Genomic DNA, 21,699 nt, shown 5'->3' with positions numbered 1-21,699 from the left:
CCCGGCACGTGATCGGGTAGTCTACTCAGGCAGTTCTGCCATTTCCCTTCGAATCCGCAACGAGGGCACACATGAACATCGCTGATCTCACCGGCACGGCGCTCGACTACTGGGTCGCGCGCAGCCTGCCGGAATTCGTACGCGAAATCTACTTCACCGACAGCGGCGAGACCGTCGCCGTGCGCGGCAACGATCGCGGCCGTCCGTGGGACGGGCGTTTCGTGCCGAGCGAATCGTGGGAAGCCGCTGGCGTGGTACTGGAACGTGTGCGGCGCATCGAGTTGCGCGACGGCGACCCGGCGTTCTGCGCAGCGGAGTTCGAGGGCGGCACGCGCGCCGTGCAGGCGTATGGCGCAACGCGGCGCGAGGCGCTCTTGCGGGCGTTCGTGGCGAGCCGCTTCGGCGAGACGGTCGGGACGATGGTGCGCCAGCCACAGGCGGTGGATGGCACGACCATGGAGCTGACCGCCGAACCGGGCGCGGTAGGCGACGTGGAGGATTTGCCGCGGCCCGATGCGCAGATCGGCGATGTGGGATCGCTGCCGCGTTGATGGCTTGACGTTGACGTCGACGAGAGCGGAGCAGGGCGCCGTGAAAACGGCGCTGAAATGACGGCCTCAATGACAAAAGGCCTTTCCGTCTGGAAAGGCCTTTTGAATGATGGTGCGGCTGGCAGGATTCGAACCCACGACCCCTTGGTTCGTAGCCAAGTACTCTATCCAACTGAGCTACAGCCGCACGTAAAACTGAACGTCTACAACAAAGACTGCTTGAAACACCTTCCGCCGAACAACAACGAAAAACGCTTCGAATAAGTGGCGCGGCTGGCAGGATTCGAACCCACGACCCCTTGGTTCGTAGCCAAGTACTCTATCCAACTGAGCTACAGCCGCACGCAGAAAAGAGATTATAGCAGGGGTTCGAGAAAAGGGAAGGGCTTTTCCGCGATTCATCTCGATTTGTCTTGCCGCGTGCTTCGCGTGTAACCTGACTGTAGTAGGTCCACGCTCAGAACGCGCATTTCAACGATCCATCATGAACAAGGCTTTTGTCAAAGAATCGACCGACGACGACGACGATCTCGACGGCGGTCAACCCGAGATTCCCGCGGGCACGAAAAACTACATCACGCCCGCCGGCTACGAACGCATGCGTAGCGAACTGCTGCACCTCATCGACGAAGCGCGGCCGGAAGTGGTCAAGCTCGTTTCGTGGGCGGCGTCGAACGGCGACCGTTCCGAGAACGGCGATTACATCTACGGCAAGCGCAGGCTGCGTGAGATCGACCGGCGCATCCGCTTTCTCACGAAGCGGCTCGACCTCGCCGAAGTCGTCGACAGCAGCCGCCAGGAGAGCGTCGATCAGGTGTTCTTCGGCGCGACCGTGGAGTACGGCACCGAAGACGGCGAGGCGCACACGATCACGATCGTGGGCATCGACGAGGTGGATCTCGACGTGGGCCACGTGAGCTGGATCTCGCCCATCGCGCGCGCGCTCATCAAGTCGAAGATCGGCGATCAGGTGATCCTGCACACGCCCGCGGGCCCCGCGCCCATCGACGTGCTCGACGTGCGCTATCCGGCGCCGTCGCAAGGCTGACGCGCGCTCGCTACGCGCTTGCCGCATTCGTCGGCAGAAATGAAAAAAGGCGCCGCAAGCGGCGCCTTTTCAGCTGCTGAACTGGCCAAAGCGGCCAGCCTCATGCGGCTTAGAAGCGGTGACGCATACCAACCGTCACAGCAACCTGGTCTTGCGTCGACGAAGCCGAACCCAGACCGTTCAGGTAAGCACCGATGTTCGCCGAGTTCGACGAGATGTGCTGCCAGTCGCCCTGGAGGTAGACGTCCGTGCGCTTCGACAGTGCGTAGTCCGACTGCAGAGCGACCGTGTTGTAGTTCGGGTTCACGCCGCCGCCGAGGTTCGCACGCGTGTACGTGTACGCGCCAGCCAGGCTCAGAGCCGGGGTCAGAGCGTAACGAACGTTGCCTTCGAAGTTCTGGAAGCGAGCGCTTGCGCCGTTGAAGCCGATGCCGCCCGTGCGACCCGATTGCGTGCTCGAGATGCCGCCACCGACGCCGCCGCCGAGGTTCGTCTGCGTGTACACGATGCCAGCCGTTGCCGGGCCGAACGTGTAGTTCACGCCGCCGCCGAACGTGCGCTGACGGCCAGCCAGGAACGTCCATTCGCCGGTTTGCGCGCCAGCGCCGGTCACTGCCGTGTTGGTGTTGCCGTTCGCGAACGGGGTGCCCGACAGGCTGTTGTTCAGTTGCAGGTAACCTGCAGCGACGTTCAGGCCAGCCCAGTTATACGAAGCACCGAAGCTGTATGCACGGTTGTTCGCGAATTGCGCGCTGTTCGAGAACGAGTACGTGCCGCCGAACTTGAAGCCAGCGTAGTTGACGCTGCTGTACTTGATCGTGTTGTTGAAACGGACCGAGTTGTTCAGGTTGTCGTTGTCGTACGGGTGAGCGGCGATCGTGCCACCGTATTGCGTGCCCGTGTTCGACAGCGGTGCCAGGTAGTCGACGACGGAGTCGTACTGACGGCCGAGGGTCACGGCGCCGTACTGGTTGCTTGCGAGACCGACGAAAGCTTGACGGCCGAACATACGGCTCGACTGGCTAGCCGTACCGTTGTCGATGTTGAAGCCGCTTTCCAACGTGAAGATGGCCTTCAGACCGCCACCGAGATCTTCCGAACCGCGCAGGCCCCAACGGCTACCGTTGACCGTGCCGCTCGATGCCTTCCACAGGCTGTGACCGCCCGAGTTGTTGGCGTACGTCACGCCGGCGTCGATCAGGCCGTACAGCGTAACGCTGCTTTGCGCGTGCGCAGCCGTTGCAAAAACGCCCGTCAGGGCAGCGACCATGAGAGTCTTTTTCATCTTTGTAAACTCCGAGAACAGAGGTGGGTTTCGTCGAACCCTGTTTGGGAAACCGTCCACATGAATCGCAGCGAGAGGCATGTTCACGTGGTACGAATTAATCCGCCTAGTCGGTTTCCAGACAGGCAGAGTGTAGAGAGGGTGTTCGAAAAGGAGGTATTCCGATTTGCGCAATAAAGTATTGCGGCAGAGGAAATTATTTAGCGGCTCGCTGTGAGCCCCGTCTGGAAAGGGATTGAGCGGATTTCGCCGCGGGGGGGAGAAAGTGTCAACCGCACAAGCGTTGTGCGATCGCTACAAGAAACACGCCGTAATTACGCAGGAAATCGTCTTAAAACTGGCTTTGATGATTATTGCGTCAGGCGTAACAGATGATTGTGTGCCGCAGACTTAATGGTCAGACGAGCCTGCGGCTATACTGCAATGGCTGCTTTTCGAAGCAGACTTTTTCGTTGACGAAAAAGATCTCCAAACCTTTGTCGGCGCGGCCTTTCAGCCGCGCTTTTTTTTTGCCCCGCGTTTTTGCCTTGCTCCCTGACGGGCGCTTTCGCCCTAGCGGGCTTCGGCGTGCGGGGGCTCGGGTTGCAGGCTCCAGTCTTCCATTACGTAATGCCGCGCGTCCATAGGGGAACACAGCAGGTTATGCCAGTGGTCGCCGTGCCATGGGCCATAGGTGTCGGCTTCTTCAGCCGTCGACGTAATGCCTTCGTTGCGCACGAGCCAATGAATCCAGCTACGTAGTGTCGTCAGCATGGTCACCTCCGCATTCCGCTAACCATTTCATTTTGAAATGAAGCGAATACACGAACAACCGGTGGAAACACTTACGTTTGACACGAATTGTTACACTCCGGGAAATCTTCCCGATAACAGAATGATCGGACAGATAATCGGGTAAAAATGACGCGCACTCACTTTTTTACGGGTGTCCATTCAGTGCGCATGCAATTTTTTGCATGATTTTTGATGTGTTCGGGTTTATCGTCGAAACGGGAATGCTGTTATAAAAAATTCGCTTGACTGGCGATTGGCGTTCCCCGTATAACAGCAAAGCTGATTTTGTTTCGCGACTTATCCATTATGTAGGGTCGGCGAATGCGGGACAGCGGAATGGGCTGACTTCGGCGTAAGGGTATTACCCGCGTCATTAAAATCTTGAGGGAAACAGAAACATGGAAACCGGTATCGTCAAATGGTTTAACGATGCAAAGGGCTTCGGCTTCATCACGTCTGACGCCGGCGGCGACGACCTGTTCGCGCACTTCTCGGAAATCCGCATCGACGGCTTCAAGTCGCTGAAGGAGAACCAGCGCGTGTCGTTCGACGTCAAGGTTGGCCCGAAGGGCAAGCAGGCAGCGAACATCCAGCCGATCTAAGCGCCGCTCCGGCGCGCTCGCTAAGCACGAGCGGCCGGCACCGCACAAGATCGCAAAAGCCCTGGGCAGTCCCGGGGCTTTTTTTATTTTGGCGTCACCATCTGCCGCGTAATAATATCGCCCGCATTTTTATCGATTTCTGGGGGAAACCCTGGTATTGGCTGATTTTCGTTTTCAGATTTGAATGTTCGGGTTTATCCCACTGGCTTTCAAAAACGAAAAACCGCCGTGCGAAAAGATAACGCCCGCGATTTAAATGCGGCAATCGGGCTCATGCGTCAAACTCTCCGGCGCGAACCGCCCAGACAGGGCATACTGAGTCCGTTTTCGTTCTCCGCCGTTGTTCCATCATGTTTGAACCCTCCCTCAGCGCCGCGCAGGACGCCGGCGACATCCCTCTCGTCTTTGTCGATCTGGAAACCACAGGCGGCTCGGTCGGCGAGCATCGTATTACCGAAGTCGGCATCGTCGAGGTCGTGGCAGGGCAGGTGACGCGCTGGAGCACGCTGGTCGATCCTGGCCAGTCGATCCCGCCCTTCATCCAGCAACTCACGGGTATCACGAACGCCATGGTGCGCGGCGCGCCGCGCTTTGCCGAGATCGCGCCCGCGTTGTTCGCGCGGCTCGCGGGCAAATTGTTCGTCGCGCATAACGCAGCCTTCGATCGCGGTTTCCTGCGCGCGGAGTTCGAGCGCGCCGGGCTTTCGTTCAATCCCGACGTACTGTGCACCGTGCGGCTGTCGCGCGCGCTGTTCCCCACGGAAAAGCGCCACGGTCTGGATGCGCTGGTCGAACGCCACGCGCTCGTGCCGTCGGATCGTCACCGCGCACTCGCCGACGCCGATCTGCTGTGGCAATTCTGGCAACGCCTGCCGACGCTGGTCGCCGCGCAAACACTCGCGGCACAGATCGAGCGCACCACGCGCCGTCACGTGCTCGCGGGCGACATCACCGACGAACTGATCGAAACGGCGCCGGCCGGTCATGGCGTCTATGTGTTCTACGGTGAGAATGACGCGCCGCTTTACGTGGGGCGCAGCGTGCGCGTGCGTCAGCGCGTGCGTTCGCATCTGTCGGGCGAACGGCGTTCGTCGCGCGAGCAGCGCATGGCGCAACTGGTGCGGCGCGTGGAGTGGCGCGCGACGGGCGGCGAACTGGGCGCGATGCTGGTCGAAGCGCAATGGATCGCCGAACTCAAGCCGAGCTTCAACCGTGTGCCGCGCGTCTCGAAGCGCGACCCCGTGGATCTGGGCGGCGCGCCCTGGCCGTTTGGCAGTGCGGTGCTCGTGCAAGAGCAGGACGCGGCGAGCGGCGCCGACGTCTTCCATCTGATCGACCGCTGGTGTTACGTGGGCGCGGGTGCCAGTGCGGCCGAAGCCGCGGCGCTCGCCGACGCCGCCATCGAGCGCCCGTTCGAGCCATCGACATGGCGCATTCTGCAAAGCCGCTTCGAACGCGGTTTGTGCGTGCAACCGTTGCAACCCGCGCAGGCCGACGCTCAGTCAACGGCTCAATCAAATGCTCAGTCAACCGCGCAAGCTGCCGCTGCGGTGGGCACACAGGCTGACAACGTCGCCGATCTCGTCTGACCCGTCAGGCCACGCCGCCCACGCCGCCCGATTCGCACACGTGGCCGAGCGCCTGATTCATCGCATTGGCGCGCGCGGAATCGTAGCGCGTCAATTCCTTCCAGCCCGACACCGCGCGCGCCACGCGCGCCGGGCAGTCGGCTGTCGCACGCAGCGGCTGGACGCGTGCGAGTGCGCCGATCAACTGGCCCGTGAGCCGATCGAGTTGCGGGCGCGTCGCCGTGGCGAGATCGGGCGCGGGATCGGTGGGCGCTTGCGAGCTGCGCCATGTTTCGAGCAACGACTTCTGCACCTGTGTGCTGGCGTCGATCTGGTCGCGGAAGAAGTCGTGCGCGAATGCCGGATCGACGCCCGCCGACTTCGCGCGCTTTTCGACATCGGCGAGGAGCGCGTTCTCGCGCGGCGTGTCGGTGATCGGCTTGTGATGCTGCCACTTCCAGTGCGCGACGGGTTCCGCAAGGGCGAGACGCTGCGAAACGAGCGCGACGAGATTGGTGAGAGCGGTGTCGTCGCCGTCGGCATGCGCCGAGGCAATGGGCAGAGCGAGGAGCAGCGCAGCGGCACAACGTACGCTGGCGCGAATGAGCAAAGTCATCGATCGGGAATGGCCGGCAGGAAAAAGCGAAGCATAGCCGGTTATGGCGCGCTTGCGTCTAGTGCGACCTGGTGCGCTCGTTTGGAACCCGGCGTGTGAGCGTAGCGCGAGCGCGCTAGTGTGAGATGGCTCAGCGGCAGTGCTTGAGACGAAATGCGTGAATGGCTGGCGCGATTAGCCGTGCGTGCAATGCGCGATTCGAAGCGCATCCCAACTCACTGGCACGCTCGCATGGGTCATAACGCATTCAAGCGCGGGGCAAATTCATCCGCGCGGCCGCAAGCAGCGCGCAACACGAGCGCACGATAACGTGCGCCGCCCCGTACGGGCTGGCCCCGCGCCGTCCCCTTACTTCTGTTCGTGACCTTTGCGTTGCTCGTCCAGAAACGCTCGCACGTGCGCGGGCAATTCGTCTCCGAGGAACTCGACAGCCACCGGTTCCGGGTCCGGGCTGAAGATCTGGTCCGGGGTCGGAATTCTCGGCGGTTTAGCGTCCATGATCTTTCTCCTGTGTGGATCGATTATCCGATTCAGCACTTCCGTTACGCTAGTGCAAAAAGCCGTAACACACCTTTTCCGGCGCGCGTGTTGCTTTAACCGCACAGCGTCACAACTTAATAACCGCTTGGGAATATAATGATTCGGATATCTTGTCGCCGAAAAAAGCCGTCCAGGCGCGCGCTTTTGGGTAACGACAAGCTTCTTCCCGCTCGTCCTGCTGCGTCTGCAAACTTCCTCACACCCGGCTCGATCTCGCTGCCGCCCATCGGGGCGGTGCCTGACGCCGCGTTGCCGCAACCTCCCGCCGTGCATTCGTTCGCCTCATCCATGGCTTCATTATCGGCGTAATGCGCGCCCGGTTTGAGTGAGAATGTTAAACATAATTAAAACGATGTAAGCGTTCGTTTTCTTGCTCAGCGAGTCAATCGTTAGGAAAGTCGCGCTAATGCAGCGGTTTATTGCGGCGCGCGTATAAATAACGGGCTTAATTCGCGCGATGTATTGATGTACTTCGATACCTCGTCAGGTTTGCAATCCGTTCGGCGATGAAACGTGCTGCACGTGCGGTCGTCGTCCGTGGGTGTCGTCGGTCGCAGATTTCAGAGACGTCTGATTCGGTCGCGCGCGAATCCTGTTTATTTTTAGCGCAGTGTCGGCGCGGTGGTCCCGCGCGTCCCGACACCCACGGCGCTCGTGCCGCCAGCGCCTTCCATCGACATTCACCCAACCCCCGCGCCGCCGTTCGGCCGCCATCAAGATGAGCCATTCCGCCACCGCGTCTGTCGATCATGCAGACGTGTCTCCCGCGCTCGCACTGGCCGACCGGCATTTCGAGCAAGGCCGTCTGAGCGAGGCGCTGAGCGCCTATCAAGCCGTGCTCGCCGAGTCTCCGCGTCACGTGCATGCGCTCCATCGCCTCGCGCTCGCACACTTTCGCGAGGGCAAGCCGGAGCGTGCGCGCGAGTTTCTCGACCGCGCCATTCAGGAAGCGCCCACGCGCGCCGATCTTTGGGAGCATCGCGGGCTGCTGGCCGCCATGGCGCGCGAACTCGCGCCGGCGGAAGCGTGCTACCGGCGCGCGCTGGCGTTGAGTGGCGGCACGGCCAGCCTGCATCGGAATCTCGCCGACGTGTTCAAACTCGGCGGTCGCATGCAGGAAGCGCGCGAGCACTATGAGCGGGCGCTCGACCGCGACCCGACGCTGCATCACGCGATACGGCGTCTCGCGGCATTGAGCACCGAAGCCGGGCGTCACGACGAAGCCGTCGCCTGGTGGCGCCGGGCTTGCGGGCTCAACGCCGCGCCCGGCGGTCCGTCCCGCTCTGCGGACACCGGCGCATCGCGTGGCTCGGCAGCCGGTGCGCCCGATATCGCGCGCGACAACGTGCGCGACAACGCGCGACAAAGCGATCGCATCGAATTGCTCAAAGCCATCGCGCGCCTGGGCGACGAAGCCGTGCTCGCAACACATATCGCGCAGCTACGCGCCGAATTCGCCACCGACATCGCGGCGCTGGAAGACCTGTCGTTCGCGCTGAACCAGTTGCATCGCTACGGCGACGCGTACGACGTCGCGCGGCACGGGCTCACGCTCGACGCCGCGAGCGGCGAGCTGCATCACAACGCGGGCTACGCGTCGAACATGCTCGGCGCGCACGCGCGCATGCGTCATCACGCGGTCGAGGCCGCGCGCTATCTCCCCGACGACGAGCACGTGCAGTTCAACGTCGCCGTTACGCAGTTGCGCGAGGGCGATTTCCTGAATGGCTGGCGCCAGTATCGCTGGCACGAACGGCTCGCGCAGAACGCGACACTCGTGCGCCCGAACTTCCCCGAATGGTTGGGCGAGCCGCTGGCGGGCAAGCGCTTTCTGCTGATCGGCGAGCAAGGGCTTGGCGACCAACTGCAGTCGCTGCGCTATATCTCGTGGTTGCAGCGTCAGGGCGCGAGCGTCGACGTCTGGGTCGACGAGGCCATCGGCGATGTCGCGGCTTGTGCGCGCGGCGTGCATCGCGCGTGGACCGCCATGCCGCGCGAACCGTATGACTTCTGGGGCCGCATGTTTCGCGTGCCCGAACCCATGCGGCTCACGCTCGACCAGTTACCGCTCGCGATGCCTTATCTCGGCGCGCCCGCGGATCAGCTCGTGCGCTGGCGTGAGCGGCTCGACCGCGTGACGCCGCGCGGAGCGGGCACGCTGCGCGTCGGTCTCGTCTGGGCCGGCAATCCCGCTTACGAATTCGATCGCTATCGTTCGCTGGCGTTGCGGGCGCTGCAGCCGGTGCTCGCGCAACGCAACGTCGTATGGTTTTCCTTGCAGAAGGGCGCGGCGCAGGACGAACTCGCGGCGCTGCCGGACGATATCGCGATCACGCTGCTCGGCCCGGAGATCGAGCGCTTCACGGACACGCTCGCCATTGTCGAGTCGCTCGATCTCGTGCTGACCGTCGATACCTCGGTGGCGCATCTCGCGGGCGCGGCGGGCGTGCCGGTCTGGATACTGTTGCCGACCTGCACCGACTGGCGCTGGATGACCGGCCGCGCGGACAGCCCGTGGTATCCGTCGGCGAGATTGTTCCGGCAGCGCGAACTGGGGCGTCGGGACGAGGTGATCGAGGAAGTGGGCAGGGCACTGGCCGCGCATCTGGCGGGGTTTCGCGCCTGAAACCGGGCGCGCGATAAAACCGGCGGGCTTGCATGGCCGCTGGTTTTATCGGCGATACAAAGCAAAAAGCCCAGTCGAAGACTGGGCTTTTTGTTGAAACTTGGTGGTGCCGGAAAGAGGAATCGAACCCCCGACCTTCGCATTACGAATGCGCTGCTCTACCGTCTGAGCTATTCCGGCGTCACATCAGAGAAGAAAGATTATAGAAAAGACTTCTGGAGAGCGCAAGTCTTTTCGCCATCTTTTTATTTTTTCGCGTTGGCCGCTTCGTGGTGATAGCGGGTGACGCGCTCGACTTCGTTCTTCGAGCCGAGGAACACGGCCACGCGCTCGTGCAGGCTCGTCGGCTGGATGTCGAGAATGCGCTGCTCGCCGTTGGTCGCGGCGCCGCCGGCCTGCTCGACGATGAACGACATCGGGTTCGCTTCGTACATGAGGCGCAGCTTGCCCGGCTTCGACGGGTCGCGCTTGTCGGCCGGGTACATGAAGATGCCGCCGCGGTTCAGGATGCGGTGCACGTCGGCGACCATCGACGCGATCCAGCGCATGTTGAAGTTCTCGCCGCGCGGGCCGTCCTTGCCGTCGTTGAGTTCGCCGATGTACTGCTGCACCGGCTCGTACCAGTGGCGCGAGTTCGACGCGTTGATCGCGTATTCGCGCGTGTCTTCGGGAATGCGCATGTTGCTCTGCGTGAGCACCCACGAACCGAGTTCGCGGTCGAGCGTGAAGCAGTTCACGCCGTGGCCGGTCGTGAGCACGAGCACGGTTTGCGGGCCGTACACGGCGTAGCCGGCGGCGACCTGCTTCGTGCCCGCTTGCAGGAACGATTCCTCGCTGGCCTGCTGGCCGTCCGGGCAGCGCAGCACCGAGAAGATCGTCCCGATCGACACGTTCACGTCGATGTTCGAGGAGCCGTCGAGCGGATCGAACACGAGCAGGTATTCGCCCTTCGGATAGTTCGCCGGGATCGGGAAGAACGTTTCCATTTCCTCGGACGCCATGGCGGCGAGGTTGCCGCCCCATTCGTTGGCTTCGAGCAGGATTTCGTTCGAGAGAATGTCGAGGTTCTTCTGCACCTCGCCCTGCACGTTCTCGCTGCCGGCGGTGCCGAGTGCGTCGCCGAGCGCGCCCTTGCTGACGTTGAAGCTGATCGCTTTGCACGCGCGCGCGACGACTTCGATCAACAGACGCAGATCGGCGGGCAGGTTACTGTGCTGGCGCTGCTGCTCGATCAGGTATTTCGTGAGTGTGGTACGACGTTGCAAAGCCATTGCTGTACTCCGGATACGCTTGGGGATGCCGCAATTCTACCCGCTCGACTGTGACTGGCCGCCGCACGGGCGCGCGAAATAAAGCCCGCGTCATGCCAGGCGAGGCGGGCGCGCCGAAAAATATCCGCAAAATAAGCGAAAAAAAAGCCGGCGGGAGGGCCGGCTTGCGGGGCGATCCGCGCGCCGCGTGAGCGATGCGCGCGGTTTTCGCTCGATACGATCAGGCGAGCGCCTTTTCGACGATTTCCCGCACGTCGCGCGATTTCACCTCGGCGGCCACGCGTTCGAGCGCCGCGCGCATCTTGTCGCGCAGCGCGGGCGTAAAGCGGCGCCACAGTTCGAGCGTGCGCGCGAGACGCGCGGCGACCTGCGGATTGAGCGCGTCGAGCGCGATCACCTGGTCGGCCCAGAACGCGTAGCCGGACCCGTCCGCCGCGTGGAACTGCGCGGGATTCGCGGCGCAGAAGCTGAAGATCAGCGAGCGCGCGCGGTTCGGGTTCTTGAGGTTGAACGCCGCGTGACGCATGAGCGCGCGCACCGTTTCGATGGTCGGGCGCTCGGCCGTGCCGCGTTGCGTGGCTTGCAGCGAGAACCATTTGTCGATGACGAGCGGCTCCTTCTCGAAGCGCGCATAGAAGTCTTCGAGCGCGGCGCGGGCGACGTCACGGCCCGTGGCGGCCTGCGCGTTGAGCAGCGCCGAAAGCGCCGCCGCGCGGTCGGTCATGTTGTTCGCCGCGTCGTACTGGGCCGTGGCGAGACGCACCGCGTCGGCCGGATCGTCGAGTTCCGAGAGATACGAAAGCGCGAGATTCTTCAGGCCGCGATGGCCGGCCGCTTCGGGCGTGGGCTCGTAGGCGCCCGGTGTGACGTTGCGCTCGTAAGCGGCGAGCCAGTCGGCCTTGAGCGCCGTGGCCAGTTGCTTGCGCACGAACTGGCGCGCGGCGTGCACGGCGGCCGGATCGGATTCGCTCATCTGCTCGGCGAGATAGGTTTCCGAAGGCAGCATCAGCGCGAGTTCGCGGAACGAGGGCGAGAGCGAAGCGTCGGTGAGCACGCGGCTGAACGCGCTCACGAGCGCGTCGCTCATCTGCAGCGGCTGGCCGGCGGCGGCGCGCGCGGCGAGCGCGAGCAATTCGCGCGTGGCGAGACGCTGGCCCGCTTCCCAGCGGTTGAACGGATCGCTGTCGTGCGCGAGCAGGAACGCGAGTTCGTCGTTGCCGTAGTCGTAATCGACGATCACCGGCGCCGAGAAGTTGCGCAGCAGCGAAGGCAGCGGGCGCGCCGCCACATCGACGAAAGTGAAGGTCTGCTGCGTTTCGGTGAATTCGAGCACGCGCGTCGTGCCTTGCGCGCTCGCTTCGCCTTCGAGACGCAGCGGCAGGTCCGCGCCGTTCGCGTCGATCAGACCGATCGCGAACGGAATATGCAGCGGGCCTTTTTGCGTTTCGCGCGCGGCCGCCGAGCCGTTGCCGTAACCCTGCGAGAGCGTCACGCTGTAGGTGCGCGCGGCTTCGTCGTAGCGCGTGGTCACGGCGATGCGCGGCGTGCCGGCCTGGCTGTACCAGCGCTCGAATTGCGCGAGGTCGCGGCCGTTGGCGTCGGCCATGGCGCGGCGGAAGTCGTCGCACGTCACGGCCTGGCCGTCGTGGCGCTGGAAGTACAGATCCATGCCCTTGCGGAAGCCGTCGCGGCCGAACAGCGTCTGATACATCCGCACGACTTCCGAGCCTTTCTCGTAGACGGTCATCGTGTAGAAGTTGTTGATCTCGACGTAGCTTTCGGGGCGCACCGGGTGCGCCATCGGGCCCGCGTCTTCGGCGAACTGCATCTGGCGCAGCACGCGCACGTCTTCGATCCGCTTGGTCGCGCGCGCCGCCTCGTTTTCGTCGCCGCCCGACATGGCCGCCGAAAACTCCTGGTCGCGGAACACCGTCAAGCCTTCCTTCAGGCTCAGCTGGAACCAGTCGCGGCAGGTCACGCGGTTGCCGGTCCAGTTGTGGAAGTATTCGTGGCCGACCACGGCTTCGATATTGGCGAAGTCGACGTCGGTGGCCGTTTCCGGGTTCGCGAGCACGTACTTCGTGTTGAAGATGTTGAGCCCCTTGTTCTCCATCGCGCCCATGTTGAAGTCGCTCACGGCGACGATCATGAAGCGGTCGAGATCGAGTTCGAGGCCGAACCGCTGCTCGTCCCAGCGAATCGAATGGATGAGCGAATCCATCGCGTGGCGCGTCTTGTCGAGATCGTGCGGCTCGACCCAGACTTGCAGCAGCTTTTCCTTGCCCGAGCCGCTTTGAATGCGTTCTTCGAGCGCGACGAGCTTGCCCGCGACCAGCGCGAACAGGTAGCTCGGCTTGCGGAACGGGTCTTCCCATTTCGCGAAATGGCGGTTGTCCGGCAGGTCGCCTTCTTCGATCAGGTTGCCGTTCGAGAGCAGCACCGGGTACTGGGTTTTGTCGGCGCGCAGCGTGACCGTGAAGGTGGACATGACGTCCGGGCGGTCGAGGAACCACGTGATGCGGCGAAAGCCTTCGGCTTCGCACTGCGTGAAGAAGTTGCCGCTCGAGACGTAGAGGCCCGAAAGCGTGGTGTTCGCGGCCGGATCGCACGCGCCGGTGAGCGTGAGCGTGAAGGCGTCGGGCACGTTCAGGACCGTGAGGCCGTGCTCCTGGGTGCGCACGTGCTCGTACGGCGTGCCGTCGATGGCGGCGCCGATGAACTCGAGCTGTTCGCCCATGAGTTCGAGGTTGTCCGCGTGGCGCGCCGCGGGGTTGCGGCGCACGCGCAGCGTGCTCTTGACCACCGTGCGCTCGGGCACGAGGTCGAATTCGAGGTCGACGGTGTCGATCAGGAAGGCGGGCGGGGCGTAGTCTTCGCGGCGGATCACGGTAGGCGTGGCGGTATCGGACATGGTCGGTGCGCTGGAGGCTTGGGGGCTCGTCGGATCAACATGACCGGCGGCGGTAGCCGCGCGCCCGGCGGGCGGGCGCGGCGGCACCTTCGCGCGGCGGATCGTCCCATTGTACAAAGGCTCGCGCCGCTTGTCCGGGAGCGGGCGGTGCGAGGTCCCGCTGCATCGCGGCGGCGTGCGCGCGCCCGGGCGAACTTTCGCGCCTTCGCGCGAGTCAGTATGATCGGGCTGCCGCGCAAAAGACGTGCGCGGACGTGCGCGGCGTTGCGCGATGCATCATCGGGGTTCGCCGATGATCGTGCGCCGGCCTGCGCGCCGCGGAATCCGCGTAACGAGAACGCCAGCGCGCGCACGGAATAAAATCGTCGGCAAAACCGTATTGAAAAAAAGCACGGAAACAGCGGTCCCCACCACTGCGACTTTCCAACCCAGGCAACACAGCTACGAGAAGACCATGATGCACGACCGATGGACCCGCCGCGCCCTGCTGTTACTGGCGGCGCTCGCCGTGACGCTGTCCGGCTGCACGACCTACGTCACGAGCCAGGTGACCGCTTTTTCCGCGTGGGACGGCGGCAGCGACGCCACGCGCACCTTTGCGTTCACGCGCAACCCCGACCAGCGCCAGAGCATCGAGCAGAGCACCTACGAGCAATACGTGGCCGACGGGCTCGCCTCCCATGCGTTCCGCCAGGTGGGCGAGCCGCAGGCGCACTATCTCGTGGGCCTCGCCTACGGCAGCCGCATGGATACCGTAACGGTCGCGCAGCCCGTGTTCTACAACCCGTGGCCCGGCCCGTACTGGGGCCCGTGGAATCCGTGGGGCGCATGGGGTCCGTACCAGCCGGCCTACGTGAACCAGACCTATCCGGTTTATTCGCACGCGCTCGGCATCCGCATCACGGACAAGGCGACCGGCAAGGAGCTGTACAACGTGAACGCGCGCACCTCGGGCGACGATCCCTCGCTCGTGCGCGCCATGCCGTATCTCGTGCGTAGCGCGCTCGCGAATTTCCCGCTCGCGAACGGCACGGTCACGCAGGTGCGTTTCCCCGTCGACAAAAACGGCGGCGCGCCCAACGAAACGGTCATGCCGCCGGCCGCGCCCGCGCCGCAAGCCGCGCCGGCGCCTCAGGCGAGCGCGCCCGCGAAATAAGCGCGGGTTCCGCATCCATAGAAAAACGCCCCGGACTCGTCATCCGGGGCGTTTTTTTTCATGCCGATGCGGCTTATTGCGTATCGCGTATCGCGCGTATCGCGCGTTGCAGCGCGGGCGTCAGAGCCGCACGCCGTCACGCTGGTGCACGCGCTCGCCGTACGCATAGGTTTCGAACACCGCGCGGTCGTCGCCGAGCAGCGCGAACGCGAACAGCAATTCTTCGAGCGATTCGGCGCGCGCGGTGCGGCGCGCGAGCAGCGGCGTCGCTTGCGGGTCGAGCACGACGAAGTCGGCTTCGCTGTGCGGCGCGAGCGTGCCGACCTTGTCGGCGAGATCGAGGGCCTGCGCCGCGCCCGCCGTCGCGAGCCAGAACATGCGCGTGGCCGTGAGGTGATGGCCGCCCATGCGCGCGACCTTGTGCGCTTCGTTCATGGTTTGCAGCATCGAGAACGAGGTGCCGCCGCCCACGTCGGTCGCGAGCGCGACGGGCATGGCCGCCGCGCCCGCCTTGTCGAAGTCGAACAGGCCGCTGCCGAGGAAGAGATTCGAGGTCGGGCAGTGCGCGGCCGTCGCGCCGGTTTGCGCCATGCGCCGGCGGTCTTCGTCGTCGAGCCAGATGCAGTGGCCGTACACGGCGCGGCGGCGCAGCAAGCCGTAGTGATCGTAGACGTCGAGATAGCTGCGATGGCCCGGAAACAGCTCGGCGACCCACTTCACCTCGTCCGGGTTCTCGGCCACGTGGCTCTGGATGAACACGTCGCCGTGCGCCTTCGCGAGCGCGCCACACGCTTCGAGCTGCGCTTCGGTCGAGGTGGGCGCGAAGCGCGGCGTGAGCGCGTACATCTGGCGGCCGCGGTCATGCCAGCGCGCGATCAGCTCGGCGCTGTCGTCGTAGCCCGTTTGCGGCGTGTCGCGCAGGAACTCGGGGCAGTGGCGGTCCATCAGCACCTTGCCCGCGACCATGCGCAGGTTCTTCGCCTCGCTCGCCGTGAAGAGCGCGTCGGCGGACTGCTTGTGCACCGTGCAGTAGACGAGCGCCGTGGTCGTGCCGCACGCGAGCAGTTCGTCGACGAAAAAGCGCGCCGTGTCCTGCGCCACCGCTGCGTTCTCGAAGCCGCGCTCGGTCGGGAACGTGTAGGTGTCGAGCCACGGCAGCAGACCCGGCGCGGGCGAGGCGATCATGTCGGTCTGCGGATAGTGAATGTGCGTGTCGATGAAGCCCGGCACGATCAGCTTGTCGCGCATCTCGTGAATGCGTGCCGTGGCGTTCACGCGCGACTTGAGCGCCGACCACGCGCCCGCCGCGACCACGTGGCCGTCTTCGACGATCACGACGCCGTCTTCGTCGTACACGGCGGCGCCGGACGATTGCGCGGGGTCGCCGGTGAACGTCAACAGTTTGGCGCGGTAAGCCGCTTGAGCCGCTTGAGCCGATTGAGTCATGGGAACTTCGTCTCCAGAAAAGTCAGTTGTCCTGCATGCTTGCGGCGCATCGCGCATGCCTTTGGGGGAAGCGCGCGAACCCGCGCGGGAACGCTGGCGCGCGCGAGCCTCGCGGGCCGGCGCGCGCGCCGGTCCGTCTGCGTCAAGCACAATGCGGCAAGCGCGCCGTGTCAGTTACTGCGACGCGTCGCTCCAGTACGCGTCGAGTTTCGCGATCAGCGCCGCGCGTTCCCCGGGCGTCACGAACGACGCCTCGAAACCGTTGCGCAGGATCGTGTAGACCTCGCGGTCGTCGAGCTTGAGCGCCTCGATGATGGCGCGGTAGTTCTCGTTGACGTAGCCGCCGAAGTAGGCCGGGTCGTCGGAATTGACGGTCACGGCCACGCCTTCGTCGAGCAATTGCTTGAGCGTGTGCTTCGTCATGTCGTCGAACACGCAGAGCTTGGTGTTCGAGAGCGGGCAAACGGTGAGCGCGACGCGCGTGTCGGCGAGACGCGTGACGAGCGCCGGATCTTCGATACTGCGCACGCCGTGATCGACGCGGTCGACCTTGAGCAGATCGAGCGCTTCGTAAATGTACGAGGGCGGACCTTCCTCGCCCGCGTGCGCGACGAGCTTCAGGCCCAGCGCGCGCGCCGCGGCGAACACGCGCTCGAATTTCGAAGGCGGATGGCCGCGCTCGGAGGAGTCGAGCCCCACGCCGATCAGGCGCGCGTAGCGCGCGAACAGCGGGCGCGCGGCGTCGAACGTGGCGAGCGCGTCGGCTTCGCTCAGATGGCGCAGGAAGCAGAGGATCAGCTTGCTGGTCAGGCCGCGCTTTTCGGCGTCGGCGAGCGCACGGTCGATGCCCGCGACCACGGTTTCGATCGACACGCCACGCTCGGTGTGCGTCTGCGGATCGAAGAAGATTTCGGCGTGCACGACGTTGTCGGCGAGCGCGCGCTCGCAATACGCCGTCGTCATGTCGTAGAAGTCCTGCTCGTGCAGCAGCACGCTCGCGCCCGCGTAGTAGATGTCGAGGAACGATTGCAGGTCGGTGAACGCGTAGGCCGCGCGCAGCGCCTCGATCGAGTCGTACGCGAGCGTCACGCGGTTGCGCTGCGCGAGCGCGAAGATCAGCTCGGGTTCGAGCGAGCCTTCGATATGGATGTGCAGCTCCGACTTCGGTGCGCGGGCTGCCTTGTCGACGAGCGTGGTGTCGTGGGTCGTGATCGTCATGGTTGTTTCGAAATGCGGTGTGGTTCGTTGAGTGACATCACGCGGATTGGGGAGCGGGCGCCCGCGCCGCCGCCGTGGCGGCCTCGATCGCCTGCAGCAGTTGCGCGGCGGCCGAGATCGCGATGACTTCGGGCGTCTTGTCGACGATGCCGTCCACGCCGAGCGGGCAGTTCATGCGCGCGATCTGCATCGGGTCGATGCCGCGCGCGGCGAGCCGGTGCTCGAACTGCTTGCGCTTCGAATGCGAGCCGATCATGCCGAAGAACACGAAGTCGCCGCGCCGCAGGATGCGCTCGGCGAGGTCGAGATCGCGCGCGTGGTCGTGCGTCATCACGATAAAGCTCGTGCCGGGCGGCGCGGCGTCCACGGCTGAGTCGGGCGCGTCGTTGGCGTCCATGGCCACGTTGGGCGCGTTGAGCAGCGCGAACGCTTCGGGCGTGGGAAACGCGGCGTCGCGTTCGTCCACCCAGAGCACGCGGCAGGGCAGCGTGCCGAGCACGCGCACGAGCGCCGCGCCCACGTGGCCCGCGCCGAACAGCACGACGGGAAAGTCGTTGGGCGCGATGGTTTCGGTGAGCAGCAGCGTGCCGCCGGTGGTGCCGCCCATCTCCCACAGCAGGCAGTCGGGCGCTTCCACGCCCGGTTCCGGCTCGGACAGCAGCACCGGATCGGCCGCGACGTTCTCGACGCTGGCGGGGCTCCCGTTCCGCGAGGAGCGAAATGATACGCTACGCACGGTCGAAGCGCCCACGGCAAGACGGCGCGCGAGCGTGGCGAGCCAGCCGAGGTCGGCCACGTCGAGTCGCTCGAACGCGAGCACGACGGCGCCGCCGCAGCACTGGCCCAGACTCGGGCCGAGCGCGAGCCGTTCGAGCCGGCGCGCGTGCGAGGTGTGCATGCCTTCGCGCAGCACCTGACGCGCGATCTCGATGGCCTTCCATTCGAGATGGCCGCCGCCGATCGTGTGGCGAGCGGCTTCGCGCGTGACGATCATCTTCGTGCCGGCTTCGCGCGGCGCCGATCCTTCGACGCGCGCAACGGTCACGAGCACGGCGGCGTCGCCGTGCGCGAGCAGTTGCTGCAGATCGGTGAGCCAGGCTTGCATCGGGCGATTCTCCCTGCGAGGCGGCGCGCGCGTGACATCGGTTGCGCTTGCGTGGGCCGCCGGTTGATCCGGATGCGCGCTTCGGTGGACTTTTCGGTGAACTTCCGGTCAACGTCGGCGCGCCGCGTGGCGATGGTGGCTATCGTCGCTATCGGCGGGCGCGAAACGCGGTCGGATTCGCGCGCCGGTTCTGCGGATTTTGCGCCAACGCGGGACGAAGCGCACCGGACGCGCGAAACGCGCCGAAGGAGACTCGGACGCTCGAGGCACGAATGGCGGCACGAACCGCGGCACGAACCGCGGCAGAATCGGAAGGCAACGGGAGGAAGCGTGCAAGCGGCAGGCAGTGCGCGCGCAAGGCCGAAACGGCGCGCACGAAGCCCGGGAGAGCGAAGCGGATGGTTGGCGTTGTCATGATGAATCCGGGGACATTGCGGATCAGGCGCGCGTTACGCTTCGAGCGCCGCGCTCCTGTCTCGAGCCGGCTCGCGCACGTAGATCGCCATCCAAATTTGAAGATATCACTGCTGGCGGCGCGAAAGTATTTCCGCCGCGAGATGAGGGTTATGCGGCCGCGCTCATGCCCATCGGATGAAACCGGCGGCGAGGTGCAAATAGCGTGCCTTATCGGCGATAAAGACGCGCAATTCCGGTGCCGATGCGCGGCATCGTGCAGATTGTTTGCGTGCGAGGTGGCTTCGCAAAACCGCATCGCCCAAACGATCCCCCCGGGCGATGCGCATCAAACATCCGGAAAAGCGGCGAAAACCGCTTCAGCGGCGAATGCCCGGCCACGACACCTGACGGCGGCGGTTACGCCACAGGCTCGCGGCGAGCAGGACGAACGCGACGACGAACGCCACCAGCGCCCAGATCGGCATGCTCAACCCGACGATCGGCGGATACGTGGTTTCGCACAGGCCTTGCACCTTGAACACGCTGGGCAGCCAGTGCGCGGGCGGCAGGGCGTCGACGATAGGCTGGAGCGTGTCGAAGCCGCAGCTGAAGCTCGGGAACGCCTGCACCCATGCGAGCCGCGCGGCCGTGACGATGCCGCCGAGCGCTGAAATCACGGCAAGCGCTTCGAGCACGCGCACGCCGCGCCAGCTCGTGAGGCGTGCGCCGAGGAACGCGAACACCGCCATCAGCAGGAAGAAATAGCGGATCAGGATGCACAGCGGGCAAGGATCTTCGTGTTGGGCGAACTGGAAGTAGAGCGCGCCACCCACCAGCGCGAGACAGATCAGGCCAAGCAGCACCAAAAGGCCGCGCTCGCGGCGCAACAGCGCGTTATCGTCGTTCATGTGGCTCGTTCGTTCGGTTTTTTTCGATGATGCAGCGCGGCGGCTGCCGCGGCTGTCATGACGTGACGGGATTCTAGCGCGAAGGGCGCGCGCGGCGCGGACGTGGCCGCGCTCGCTTACGGACGTAATGCTGGCGCGCAAGAGCGAAAGCGGGCCGGGCGATGAAACCCGCGCGCGGACAAGCGTGCCCGCGCTCCTATGCCGGGTTCAGCGCAGCGGCGCGAGCACCGCTTCCACGCCGCGCCCGATCGCGAGCAGCGCGTCGTCGGCGTAGGGCGCGGCGGCCAGCATCAGGCCGACCGGCGCCGCGCCGTGGCGATGCACCGGCAGCGAGAGCGCGCAGGCGTCGAGAAAGTTGAACGCGCTCGGGTTACGCAGCACGAGCGCATTGGTGCGCGCGAACACGTCGTCGTCGGCGGCGAGCGGCGCCACGGCGGGCGGCGCGATGGGCACGGTGGGCGCGATCACGGCGTCGAAACGCGACCACAGCGCGGCCTGCGCTTCCTCCATCACAGCCGCGCGCGCGGCGATCACGTCGAGGTAATCGGCGGCCGTCGCGGTTTCGCCCTTCAGAATGCGCACGAGCACGCGCGGATCGTAGTCGGCGCGATGCGTTTCGATCAGCGCGCGATGCCACGCATACGCTTCCATCGACGAGAAACCGATGCGGTTGATGCCGGCGAAACGCTCGAACGCCGAAAACCGCACCTCGCTGACGATCGCGCCCGCCGCGTCGAGATGCTTGAGCGCGGTGTCGATCGTTTCGGCGACTTCGGGGTCGACGTCATCGGTCACGTAGTTCGTCAGCACGCCGAGGCGCACGCCTTCCAGGTGGCGCGCGGCCAGCACGCGCGGTTCGAGCCCGGCGAGCACGCGGTCCACGAGCGCGCAGCACGCGACCGTATTGCCGATGGGGCCGAACGAATCGAGCGTGGTCGAGAGCGGCACGCCGCCCGTGCGCGGAATGCGCGCGGCCGTGGGTTTGAAGCCGGTCAGGCCGCAGAACGCCGCCGGAATGCGGATCGAGCCGCCCGTGTCCGTGCCGAGCGCGACGGCGGCCATGCCGTCCGCCACCGAGGCCGCCGCGCCCGAGGACGAACCGCCCGCGACCCGAGCGTCGCCGTCCACGCCGCGCCGGTAGGGCGAGAGCGGCGTGCCGTAGTGCGGATTGAGGCCGAGCCCGGAGAACGCGAATTCGCTCATGTTGGTGCGCCCCACGAGCACGGCGCCCGCGTGACGCAGCCGCGCGACCACGGCGGCGTCGGCCTGGGCGGGCGCGGCGTTCGCGAGCGCCGTCGAGCCCGCGCGCGTGACTTCGCCGGCCACGTCGAACAGATCCTTCACCGAAACGGGAATGCCCGCGAGCGGCGAGAGCACGGTGCCGCTCGCGCGCAGGCGGTCGTGCGCGTCGGCGGCGGCGCGCACGCGTTCGGCATCGACATGCAGAAACACCGTGGCGCCCTGGCCGGCCGGATCGGCGATGCGCGCGAGCGCCGCCTCCGCGAGCGCGCGGCTCGTGGTGCGGCCCGCGGCCAGGTCGGCGGCGAGGTCGGCGAGGGGCGCGAAGGGAGCAAGGGGCGTGGCGGAACTGGCGGCGTGGGTCATGGCGTCGGACGATCCTGATGGCGGAGGGCCGCATCATTGTAGGGCGGCAAAAACCTGAGCGTTGGGCGCGCGC

Annotated in this window: 17 protein-coding genes and 3 tRNA genes; 6 read left to right on the top strand and 14 right to left on the bottom strand. The window is 65.2% G+C overall.

Translation table 11 applies throughout. The features are described 5' to 3' along the window. The first annotated feature begins 71 nt into the window (after positions 1-71). On the top strand, positions 72-551 hold the full coding sequence (locus FAZ98_RS10030; protein WP_158951072.1) for a phage protein NinX family protein: 480 nt from the start codon (positions 72-74) through the stop codon (positions 549-551). A 110-nt stretch (positions 552-661) separates the two neighbouring features. Here the strand turns inward: FAZ98_RS10030 and FAZ98_RS10025 are convergent. After that, a tRNA-Arg gene (locus FAZ98_RS10025) sits at positions 662-738 on the bottom strand. Positions 739-816: 78 nt separating this feature from the next. After that, positions 817-893 (bottom strand) — tRNA-Arg (locus FAZ98_RS10020). Between the two features lie 142 nt (positions 894-1,035). Here FAZ98_RS10020 and greB point away from each other — a divergent pair. Next, complete coding sequence (gene greB / locus FAZ98_RS10015) at positions 1,036-1,599, top strand: transcription elongation factor GreB (RefSeq protein WP_158951071.1); 564 nt, start codon at positions 1,036-1,038, stop codon at positions 1,597-1,599. A 109-nt stretch (positions 1,600-1,708) separates the two neighbouring features. Here greB and FAZ98_RS10010 read toward each other — a convergent pair whose 3' ends face one another. Together FAZ98_RS10010 and FAZ98_RS10005 are read right to left on the bottom strand one after the other, a co-directional pair. Beyond that, a complete protein-coding gene (locus tag FAZ98_RS10010) occupies positions 1,709-2,884 on the bottom strand; it encodes a porin (protein WP_158951070.1) in 1,176 nt (391 codons plus the stop codon). 552 nt (positions 2,885-3,436) lie between these two features. After that, positions 3,437-3,637 carry a hypothetical protein gene (locus FAZ98_RS10005; RefSeq protein WP_158951069.1) on the bottom strand — a complete coding sequence of 67 codons (201 nt, stop codon included), beginning with the start codon at positions 3,635-3,637 and terminating at the stop codon, positions 3,437-3,439. Between the two features lie 419 nt (positions 3,638-4,056). Here FAZ98_RS10005 and FAZ98_RS10000 point away from each other — a divergent pair, with 419 nt between their 5' ends. Both FAZ98_RS10000 and FAZ98_RS09995 read left to right on the top strand, forming a co-directional pair. Next, positions 4,057-4,260 carry a cold-shock protein gene (locus tag FAZ98_RS10000; protein WP_158951068.1) on the top strand — a complete coding sequence of 68 codons (204 nt, stop codon included), beginning with the start codon at positions 4,057-4,059 and terminating at the stop codon, positions 4,258-4,260. Between the two features lie 350 nt (positions 4,261-4,610). After that, the gene (locus FAZ98_RS09995) at positions 4,611-5,849 is read left to right on the top strand and encodes an exonuclease domain-containing protein (RefSeq protein WP_158951067.1); all 1,239 of its coding nucleotides are present in this window, start codon (positions 4,611-4,613) and stop codon (positions 5,847-5,849) included. 4 nt (positions 5,850-5,853) lie between these two features. Here FAZ98_RS09995 and FAZ98_RS09990 read toward each other — a convergent pair whose 3' ends face one another. Next, entirely contained in the window at positions 5,854-6,444 is a 591-nt protein-coding gene (locus FAZ98_RS09990) for a chorismate mutase (protein ID WP_158951066.1), read from the bottom strand. A 348-nt stretch (positions 6,445-6,792) separates the two neighbouring features. Beyond that, the gene (locus tag FAZ98_RS35350) at positions 6,793-6,942 is read right to left on the bottom strand and encodes a hypothetical protein (protein WP_199272259.1); all 150 of its coding nucleotides are present in this window, start codon (positions 6,940-6,942) and stop codon (positions 6,793-6,795) included. Between the two features lie 799 nt (positions 6,943-7,741). On the opposite strand from FAZ98_RS35350, the gene FAZ98_RS09985 reads away from it, so the two are divergent. Next, a complete protein-coding gene (locus tag FAZ98_RS09985) occupies positions 7,742-9,610 on the top strand; it encodes a tetratricopeptide repeat protein (RefSeq protein ID WP_158951065.1) in 1,869 nt (622 codons plus the stop codon). A 104-nt stretch (positions 9,611-9,714) separates the two neighbouring features. Here FAZ98_RS09985 and FAZ98_RS09980 read toward each other — a convergent pair. From FAZ98_RS09980 to pepN, 3 genes are all read right to left on the bottom strand, one after another. Beyond that, a tRNA-Thr gene (locus FAZ98_RS09980) sits at positions 9,715-9,790 on the bottom strand. A gap of 65 nt (positions 9,791-9,855) precedes the next feature. After that, entirely contained in the window at positions 9,856-10,881 is a 1,026-nt protein-coding gene (locus FAZ98_RS09975) for a class 1 fructose-bisphosphatase (protein WP_158951064.1), read from the bottom strand. 220 nt (positions 10,882-11,101) lie between these two features. Next, complete coding sequence (gene pepN / locus FAZ98_RS09970; RefSeq protein WP_158951063.1) at positions 11,102-13,792, bottom strand: aminopeptidase N; 2,691 nt, start codon at positions 13,790-13,792, stop codon at positions 11,102-11,104. Between the two features lie 454 nt (positions 13,793-14,246). Between pepN and FAZ98_RS09965 the strand changes: the two genes are divergently transcribed. Then, positions 14,247-14,948, top strand: a complete 702-nt coding sequence (locus tag FAZ98_RS09965; protein ID WP_158951062.1) for a DUF4136 domain-containing protein — start codon at positions 14,247-14,249, stop codon at positions 14,946-14,948. 120 nt (positions 14,949-15,068) lie between these two features. On the opposite strand, the gene guaD is transcribed toward FAZ98_RS09965, so the two are convergent. The 5 genes from guaD to FAZ98_RS09940 all read right to left on the bottom strand — a co-directional run bounded on the left by guaD (position 15,069) and on the right by FAZ98_RS09940 (position 21,626). Then, positions 15,069-16,394 carry a guanine deaminase gene (gene guaD / locus FAZ98_RS09960; protein WP_158951061.1) on the bottom strand — a complete coding sequence of 442 codons (1,326 nt, stop codon included), beginning with the start codon at positions 16,392-16,394 and terminating at the stop codon, positions 15,069-15,071. A 174-nt stretch (positions 16,395-16,568) separates the two neighbouring features. Further along, positions 16,569-17,612, bottom strand: coding sequence for an adenosine deaminase (locus FAZ98_RS09955; protein WP_158951060.1), 1,044 nt, complete (start codon positions 17,610-17,612; stop codon positions 16,569-16,571). 37 nt (positions 17,613-17,649) lie between these two features. Beyond that, entirely contained in the window at positions 17,650-18,717 is a 1,068-nt protein-coding gene (xdhC, locus tag FAZ98_RS09950) for a xanthine dehydrogenase accessory protein XdhC (RefSeq protein ID WP_158951059.1), read from the bottom strand. 773 nt (positions 18,718-19,490) lie between these two features. Continuing rightward, positions 19,491-20,021: a disulfide bond formation protein B gene (locus FAZ98_RS09945; RefSeq protein WP_158951058.1), complete on the bottom strand. Its 531-nt coding sequence runs from the start codon at positions 20,019-20,021 to the stop codon at positions 19,491-19,493. Positions 20,022-20,228: 207 nt separating this feature from the next. Next, positions 20,229-21,626 (bottom strand): amidase, encoded by a 1,398-nt coding sequence (locus FAZ98_RS09940; RefSeq protein ID WP_158951057.1) that lies wholly within the window; start codon positions 21,624-21,626, stop codon positions 20,229-20,231. Positions 21,627-21,699: the final 73 nt, after the last annotated feature.

It is taken from the genome of Paraburkholderia acidisoli, from assembly GCF_009789675.1.
Classification (GTDB): Bacteria; Pseudomonadota; Gammaproteobacteria; order Burkholderiales; family Burkholderiaceae; genus Paraburkholderia; species Paraburkholderia acidisoli.
This window is presented reverse-complemented; position numbering and strand designations above follow the sequence as displayed.

Bases quoted from the DNA above. Each gene is read 5' to 3' on its own strand.
- FAZ98_RS35350 (WP_199272259.1), bottom strand. From the start codon at position 6,942: ATGGACGCTAAACCGCCGAGAATTCCGACCCCGGACCAGATCTTCAGC.
- FAZ98_RS10000 (WP_158951068.1), top strand. From the start codon at position 4,057: ATGGAAACCGGTATCGTCAAATGGTTTAACGATGCAAAGGGCTTCGGC.
- FAZ98_RS09945 (WP_158951058.1), bottom strand. From the start codon at position 20,021: ATGAACGACGATAACGCGCTGTTGCGCCGCGAGCGCGGCCTTTTGGTG.
- FAZ98_RS09955 (WP_158951060.1), bottom strand. From the start codon at position 17,612: ATGACGATCACGACCCACGACACCACGCTCGTCGACAAGGCAGCCCGC.
- pepN (WP_158951063.1), bottom strand. From the start codon at position 13,792: ATGTCCGATACCGCCACGCCTACCGTGATCCGCCGCGAAGACTACGCC.
- FAZ98_RS09990 (WP_158951066.1), bottom strand. From the start codon at position 6,444: ATGACTTTGCTCATTCGCGCCAGCGTACGTTGTGCCGCTGCGCTGCTC.
- FAZ98_RS10005 (WP_158951069.1), bottom strand. From the start codon at position 3,637: ATGCTGACGACACTACGTAGCTGGATTCATTGGCTCGTGCGCAACGAA.
- xdhC (WP_158951059.1), bottom strand. From the start codon at position 18,717: ATGCAAGCCTGGCTCACCGATCTGCAGCAACTGCTCGCGCACGGCGAC.
- guaD (WP_158951061.1), bottom strand. From the start codon at position 16,394: ATGACTCAATCGGCTCAAGCGGCTCAAGCGGCTTACCGCGCCAAACTG.
- FAZ98_RS10010 (WP_158951070.1), bottom strand. From the start codon at position 2,884: ATGAAAAAGACTCTCATGGTCGCTGCCCTGACGGGCGTTTTTGCAACG.
- FAZ98_RS10030 (WP_158951072.1), top strand. From the start codon at position 72: ATGAACATCGCTGATCTCACCGGCACGGCGCTCGACTACTGGGTCGCG.
- FAZ98_RS09975 (WP_158951064.1), bottom strand. From the start codon at position 10,881: ATGGCTTTGCAACGTCGTACCACACTCACGAAATACCTGATCGAGCAG.
- FAZ98_RS09965 (WP_158951062.1), top strand. From the start codon at position 14,247: ATGATGCACGACCGATGGACCCGCCGCGCCCTGCTGTTACTGGCGGCG.
- greB (WP_158951071.1), top strand. From the start codon at position 1,036: ATGAACAAGGCTTTTGTCAAAGAATCGACCGACGACGACGACGATCTC.
- FAZ98_RS09995 (WP_158951067.1), top strand. From the start codon at position 4,611: ATGTTTGAACCCTCCCTCAGCGCCGCGCAGGACGCCGGCGACATCCCT.
- FAZ98_RS09940 (WP_158951057.1), bottom strand. From the start codon at position 21,626: ATGACCCACGCCGCCAGTTCCGCCACGCCCCTTGCTCCCTTCGCGCCC.